Source organism: Brevundimonas sp. UBA7507, assembly GCF_002478355.1.
GTDB classification, from domain to species: Bacteria; Pseudomonadota; Alphaproteobacteria; order Caulobacterales; family Caulobacteraceae; genus Brevundimonas; species Brevundimonas diminuta_D.
This window is the reverse complement of record NZ_DLNP01000005.1, coordinates 149,151-156,180: the sequence shown is the minus strand read 5'-3', so window position 1 is coordinate 156,180 and position 7,030 is coordinate 149,151. Positions and strand designations below refer to the sequence as shown.

The window sequence follows — 7,030 nt, the reverse complement described above, 5'->3', positions numbered from 1 at the left end:
CAGAACGTCCGCATCGAACAATTCCCCCTGATCGGCTGGGAGCGCGGCGAGGAGAGCGCCGAGATCCTGGGCGCGCGTCCCCAGAAGCTGGTCGTGGCGGCGCTGGGCCACTCCATTTCCACGCCGGCCGAGGGCGTGGAGGCCGAGGTCGTCTTCTTCGACGGTCTGGACGCCTTGCTGGCGGCCCCTGCCGGGTCGCTGAGCGGCAAGATCGCCGTGGTCGACGGCGGCCAGATGGTGCGGATGCAGGACGGCTCGGGCTACGGCCCCCTGTCGCGCATTCGCGGCGTCGGCCCGACCGAGGCGGCCAAGCGCGGCGCGGTCGCCTTCGTCATGCGCTCAGCCGGATCGGACGAACACCGCATGCCGCACACCGGCACGACCCGCTATGTCGAGGGCAAGGTGCCGCTGCCCGCCTTTGCGCTCAGCGCGCCGGACGCCGATCAGGTGGCGCGGCTGGTGGGCATGGGCGAGACGGTGCGCCTGCGCCTGAAGTCCACCGCCCGCACCTATGAGACCCACAGTCAGAACGTGATGGGCGACATCGTCGGGGCCTCGCGCCCGGATGAGATCATCGTCCTGGGCTCGCACATGGACAGCTGGGATCTGGGCACCGGCGCCATCGACGACGCGGCGGGGGGCGCCATCACCCTGGCCGCGGCCAAGCTGATCGCCGAGCAGGGCCGTCCGGCGCGCACGATCCGCGTCGTGCTGTACGGCTCCGAAGAGGTCGCCCAGCCGACCGACCACGGCAACGGCGGCGGCGCCTATGTCCGCGACATCGGCGCGGGCGTCGAGAAGCACGTCATCGCCGGCGAGAGCGACTTCGGCGCGGACCGCGTCTACGCCCTGGGCCTGCCGCCCGGCTCGCAGAATACGGACTTCGCCAAGATCGCCGAGCGCGTCTTGCGTCCGCTGGGCGTGCTGCCGGGCGAGGCCGAGCTGTTCGGCGGCGTCGACATCGGTCCCCTGGCGCGCGCGGGCGTTCCGGTCTTCGGCCTGCGTCAGGACGGCACGCGCTATTTCGACCTGCATCACACCGCCGACGACACCCTGGACAAGATCGACCCGGCCCAGATGACCCAGAACGTCGCCGCCTGGGCGGCTCTGGTGCGCCTGATCGCCGATTCCGATGTGGATTTCCGCGCGGCGCGCGCGGCGCAGACGCCGGCGCGCTAAGGCGCGTCTTGGCGGGATTGAGCGGGCTGGCTATACAGCCCGGTCGGTTCGCGGGCGTGGCGAAACTGGTAGACGCAACGGACTTAAAATCCGTCGGGCGCAAGCCCTTGCCGGTTCGACCCCGGCCGCCCGCACCAACGGCTCTGAACGATCGCCTTCAGGTCTGCGGCGACAGGCGCTCCAGCCAAGAAATCAATCCGCGCGGTTCGGCGACGGGCGAGCGCCACAGATCGCCGCCGCGCGCGCGTTGTCGTCCGGCCTCGAACAGTCGCTGCATCGTCGCCGTGTCGAAGCTCAGCATCCCGCCCTGCTCGGGCTCGTCCGGAATGGCCGCGACGCTGATGGGCAGGCCCTGCGCCGCGCAGAAGGTCGTGGCGACGCCCAGCGCCTGACGATAGGAGAACCGCAGCATGGCGTCGAAGCTGCGGGTCAGCACCGCCGCGACGTTCTGGGCCGTGGTGCGCGGTTCCGGCTCCAGCACGGTGTTGACCAGAATATGCACCCGGCTGCGCTGCAGGCGCCGTCCGACGCGCTTCCAGCGCAACAGGGCCTCGGGCATCAGGAACAGCGGTGCGGCGACCCCGCCGTCGACGTGCATCTCCTCGAACGGCTCGCCGTCGACCTCGCACGGAAAACGACGCGGCGGAAACAGGCCGGGCAGGCTCGCGGAGGCGGCCAGCACCTCGCGGAACAGGGCGACCGCCTCCTCGCCGCCGTGGCAGGCGATCGTCCCCATGTCCCAGATGCAGGCCTTTTGGCTGTCCAGGTCCGTCGTCGCCACCAGCAGGCGACGCCCCCGGCGATGCTCGGTCGCGACGGCGTCGATCAGCGCCTCGTCGACGAAGGGGTGGATCAGGGCGTCCAGCGCCTCGCCCCGGAACAGGCTGCCGGTCAGGGTCGAGGCCAGCCGCCGCAGGCTCAGGAGGTCGGCTGCATGGCCGCCGGTATAGGCGTCGGCCAGCCGCTCGTCCCACGCCGGTCCCAGGAAGGCGAAGGGCGCGATCAGGGCGCCGGTGCTGACGCCTGTGACCAGGGCGAACTCAGGCCGCGTTCCAGCCTCGGTCAGTCCGACCAGGGCGCCCGCGCCATAGGCGCCGCCCGCCGCGCCGCCCGATACGGCCAGCATGTCGAAATGCCCCGACGACCAGCCGGAGCGGGGCAGGGACAGACGGTCCGCCGCCGCTTCCAGCGACGTTTCCGCCTGCTCGACGCTCAGCCGGATATCCTCGAACCCCCGAATGCGCCCGCGGCCGGCCGGCGGCGCAGGCAGCCGCTTGCGCGGCAAGGGCTGGGACGACAAGGGGCGCGGATCAATCACGACGGTTTTCTCGGCTTTCGCGCGGCTTGGGTCAAATGCGGTGCCGCGGTTCCGCAGGGCGAAACTGCGCGGGCGTCCAGCTTAACTGTCTTGGCCTCGTCATGAGGGGGGCGTAGGTGTCGCACGCTGATTGTTCCGCTAGGTGAGCCGTTTCATGTTTCGTAGCCGACTTCTCGCTTCCGCCCTGGGGCTGAGCCTCTGCCTGGGCGCGGCTGCGCCCGCGGCCTTCGCCCAGACGGCTCAGGCTGCGGCTCAGACTGCGGCTCCGGCGGCCCAGGACGGCCGAGCCGCCCCGTCCCTGATCGTCACCGTGGTGGTCGATCAACTCAGCGCCAATCTGTTCAACCAGTATCGCAGCCAGTTCACCGGCGGGCTGAAGACCCTTGCGGATCAGGGCATGGTCTCGATCAACGGCTATCAGACCCACGGGGTGACCGTGACCTGCGCCGGCCACTCGACCGTCCTGACCGGAGCTCACCCGGCGCGCAGCGGTATTCCCGCCAACGACTGGCTGGACACGACGACGGGCCAGGAGACCTATTGCCTGGCCGCGCCGCAGAACACCCTGGCCCACGGCAAGAACACCGACAACGGCCCGGTCGGTCCGGAACAGTTGAGCGCCTCGACCCTGGGCGACTGGCTGAAGGCCGTCAGCCCGGAAAGCCGCGTCTACGGCGTGTCGGGCAAGGATCGCGGCGCCATCACCCTGGCCGGGCACAAGGGCGACGGCGCCTTCTGGCTGACCGACAATTTCGGCTTCACCACCTATGTCGAGCCGGGCCAGTCGGCCCAGGCGCGTCTGGCCCCGGTGGCGGCCCTGAACGCCCGCATGATCGACCGTTTCACGCGACAGGCGCCCAGCTGGACCTATTCCAACGCCGCCTGCCGCCGCCTGGAAGGGCGGTGGACCATTGCGGGTCAGGCCTTCGACTCCAAGGTGCCGCCGGCCGACTTCCGCCTCGACAATTCGCCGATCCTGGACGAGCTGACCATCGAAGGGGCGATCGAACTGATGGACAGCCAGCAGTTGGGCCGTCGCGGCGTCACGGATATGCTGGGCGTCAGCCTGTCGGCCACCGACCGCATCGGCCACAGCTACGGCACCCAGGGGCCCGAGATGTGCGAGCAGATGCTGCGCCTCGACACGGCCCTGGGCGTGCTGATGGACAAGCTGTCGACCATCCCCGGCGGCGCCATCGTTGTTCTGACGGCCGACCACGGCGGTTCGGACTTCCCCGAGCGCTCGGCGGTCGAGGGCTATCCCCACGCCGGCCGGGTGGATCGCGCCCTCCAGCCGCGCGTCAACGCCGCGCTGAAGGCCCGCTTTGGTCTGGACGCCGATCCGCTGATCTCATCGGCGGGCGGTTTCGTCATCGTCGACAAGGACCGCAAGTCCCTGCCGGAGCCGCTGCGGTCCCAGGTGCTGACCGCCGCGATCGAACTGCTGAACGCCGAGCCGCAGGTCGCCCTGGCCGTCGCCCGCGACGAACTGCTGGCTGAGCCTGCGCCGAACTCGATCAACCCCGAAGACCTGAATGTGCGCGAGCGCCTGCGTCTGTCGGCGGTGGCGGGCCGCTCGCCCGACATCCTGCGCGCCTGGCAGCCGGGCCTGACCGGCCAGGGCCGCGTCGGCGGCGCCATCTCCAGCCACGGCTCGCCCTGGGACTATGACCGCCGCGTGCCCATCGTCTTCTGGTGGCCGGGCGCTGAAGGGCAGGAGCGGTTCCTGCCGATGCGCACCATCGACATCGCCCCGACCCTGGCCAATCTGATCGGCGTCCAGCCTGACGGCCCGATCGACGGCCGCTGCATGGACCTGCCCCAGTTCGCCAAGGGCCGCTGCCCTACGAAGTAGGCGGCGCGAAACAGGCTGCGCGGGCCGTCATAAACTCGTGTTTCGACACGGTGCGACGGCCTTACGCCTTCCGCGTTTCCTTGGCACAAGGGCTTGAGAAACGCCTCTGAGGGGAGGCGTCAGGCCGTCAGAGCCGCAAGAGGAAACCCGTTCATGCAGAGAGCCCGCCGCGCGCGCATCGTCGCGACACTCGGACCCGCCAGCCGTGCGCCGGGAACGGTCAAGGCGCTGGCGCAGGCCGGGGTGGACGTCTTTCGCCTGAACTTCAGCCATGGGTCGCACGACGACCACGCCGCCGCCCTCAAGGCTGTGCGCGGGGCCGAAATGGCGCTGAAGCGGCCGCTGGGCGTATTGGCCGACCTGCAGGGGCCCAAGCTGAGGCTGGGCCGCTTCGCCGATGTCGAGATCGAGGTGAAGCCGGGCCACCAGATGCGCTTCGACCTGAACCCGGCGCTGGGCGACGAGACGCGGGTGCAGATGCCGCATCCGGAAATCTTCAAGGCGCTGCGGCCCGGCATGCTGCTGCTGCTGGACGACGGCCGGGTGCGGCTGCGCGTGGGCGAGCGCACCGACGAATGGTGCGACGTCACGGTCGAGAGCGGCTCCAAGCTGTCGGACCGCAAGGGGGTGGCGGTGCCCGAGGCGGTCATCCCGGTGTCGGCCCTGACGCCCAAGGACCGCGAGGATCTGGCCTTCGCGCTTCGCCTCGGCGTCGACTGGGTGGCCCTCAGCTTCGTGCAGAAGGCCGAGGACATGGCCGAGCTGAAGCAGATCGTCGACGGCCAGGCCGCCTGCCTGGCCAAGATCGAAAAGCCTCAGGCCCTGAACGATCTCGAGAGCATCCTCGACTACTGCGACGGCGTCATGGTCGCGCGCGGGGATCTGGGCGTCGAGATGGACCCCGAGGAAGTGCCGGTCGCCCAGAAGAAAATCCTGCGCGCCGCCCGCCAGCGGGGCGTCCCCGCCATCGTCGCGACGCAGATGCTGGAATCCATGACCAGCGCCCCGGCCCCGACTCGCGCCGAGGCGTCCGACGTGGCCAACGCCGTCTATGAGGGCGCCGACGCCCTGATGCTGTCGGCCGAGACGGCGGCGGGCGACTATCCGCTGGAAGCCGTGACCATCATGAACCGCATCATGGAGCGGGTGGAGCGCGATCCCCTGTGGCCCGGCCTGATGGACGCCGAACACGCGGGCATGGACATCCACGACGTCGACGCTTTGGTCGCGGCCGCGCGCAAGGCGGCCGAGGCCTCCTCGACCGCCTGCATGGTGGTGTTCACCACCCTGGGCGGCACGGCGCGGCGAATGTCGCGCGAGCGGCCGCTGCAGCCGGTTCTGGCCCTGACGCCCAAGCCTGAGACGGCGCGTCGTCTGGCCCTGGTCTGGGGGCTGGAGCCGCGTCTGGGCGAACAGCCGACCTCGCTGGAAGGCCTGACCGACGATGCGGTCGAGGCGGCTATGCTCTACGGCCTGGCCGAGCCGGGACAGCGCATCCTGATCCTAGCCGGAACGCCCTTCGGCGCGCCGGGCGCGGCGAATCTGTTGCGTCTGGCCCATGCTCCGGCCCATGCTGCCCCTCGGCAACACGGGGCGAAGCGCGCCCGCAAAACCTGACGGGGCGGAATGATCAAATACATCGGCTCAAAGCGCGCGCTTCTGGGCCAGGTGATCGGCGCGGTGCGCGCGGCTCAGCCGCTGGGCGGGACGGTCTGCGACCTGTTCTCCGGCACCGCGCGCGTGGGCCATGCGTTGAAGCGCGAGGGGTTCCGCGTCTGGTCCAATGATCACAACGCCTACGCCCATGCGCTCGCCACGGCCTATGTCCAGGCCGACCGCGAGGTCTGGGCCGACAAGGCTGAGGGGGTGCTGGCCGAACTGCGCGCCGTGGCGCCCGCGCCCGGTTGGTTCACCCGCACCTATTGCCAGGAAGCCCGCTTCTTCCACCCCGACAACGGCGCTCGCATCGACGCCATGCGCGAGCGCATCGAGGTCATGGGACTGGAGCCGGAATTGAAGGCGGTCGTCCTGGTCGCCCTGATGGAGGCGGCCGACCGGGTGGATTCCACGGCGGGCCTGCAGATGGCCTTCATCAAACAGTGGGCGCCGCGCGCGCTGAAGCCGCTGGAGCTGCGCCTGCCCGACCTGCTGCCTGGCGTCGCGGCGGGGCCGTGCGTGGCGACGCACGGCGACGCGGTCGAGATCGCCGCCGAGGTCGAGGCCGACCTCGTCTATCTGGATCCGCCCTATAACCAGCACTCCTACCTCGGCAACTACCACTGCTGGGAAAGCCTGGTGCTGTGGGACAAGCCCGAGACCTATGGCGTGGCGCGCAAGCGGGTCGATGTGAAGACCCGCAAGTCGGCTTTCAACAGCCGGCCGGGCATCGGCCCCGCCCTGCAGACCGTCATCGAGCGGCTGAGGGCGCCGAACCTGATCGTCAGCTTCAACGACGAGGGCTATCTGAGCCGCGACGAGCTGACGGCCATGCTGTCGGCGCGAGGCCACGTCCAGGTGGTCGAGATTCCGCGCCCCCGCTATGTCGGCGCCCGCATCGGCATCCATAACCTGAAGGGCCAGAAGGTCGGCTCGGTCGGGCGGCTGAGGAATGTGGAATATCTATTCGTGGTCACGGATCGGCCGATCGAACTGCCGGTCGCCGCCTGACGGGAACGAAA

The 7,030-nt window shown here is 70.0% G+C and carries 5 protein-coding genes and 1 tRNA gene; 5 read left to right on the top strand and 1 reads right to left on the bottom strand.

Going from position 1 to position 7,030, the window contains the following annotated elements:
* Both B3D50_RS03935 and B3D50_RS03930 read left to right on the top strand, forming a co-directional pair.
* Nucleotides 1-1,179, top strand: a 1,179-nt coding sequence (locus B3D50_RS03935; RefSeq protein WP_286949518.1) for a M20/M25/M40 family metallo-hydrolase, incomplete at its 5' end; no start/stop codon positions are given.
* A gap of 50 nt (nt 1,180-1,229) precedes the next feature.
* A tRNA-Leu gene (locus B3D50_RS03930) sits at nt 1,230-1,316 on the top strand.
* Between the two features lie 20 nt (nt 1,317-1,336).
* On the opposite strand, the gene B3D50_RS03925 is transcribed toward B3D50_RS03930, so the two are convergent.
* Complete coding sequence (locus B3D50_RS03925) at nt 1,337-2,497, bottom strand: patatin-like phospholipase family protein (RefSeq protein ID WP_286949516.1); 1,161 nt, start codon at nt 2,495-2,497, stop codon at nt 1,337-1,339.
* A 154-nt stretch (nt 2,498-2,651) separates the two neighbouring features.
* On the opposite strand from B3D50_RS03925, the gene B3D50_RS03920 reads away from it, so the two are divergent.
* The 3 genes from B3D50_RS03920 (at nt 2,652) to B3D50_RS03910 (ending at nt 7,019) form a co-directional block, all read left to right on the top strand.
* A complete protein-coding gene (locus tag B3D50_RS03920; protein WP_286949514.1) occupies nt 2,652-4,352 on the top strand; it encodes an alkaline phosphatase family protein in 1,701 nt (566 codons plus the stop codon).
* 153 nt (nt 4,353-4,505) lie between these two features.
* A complete protein-coding gene (gene pyk, locus B3D50_RS03915) occupies nt 4,506-5,969 on the top strand; it encodes a pyruvate kinase (RefSeq protein ID WP_076223477.1) in 1,464 nt (487 codons plus the stop codon).
* A gap of 9 nt (nt 5,970-5,978) precedes the next feature.
* Nucleotides 5,979-7,019 carry a DNA adenine methylase gene (locus B3D50_RS03910; protein WP_286949512.1) on the top strand — a complete coding sequence of 347 codons (1,041 nt, stop codon included), beginning with the start codon at nt 5,979-5,981 and terminating at the stop codon, nt 7,017-7,019.
* Nucleotides 7,020-7,030: the final 11 nt, after the last annotated feature.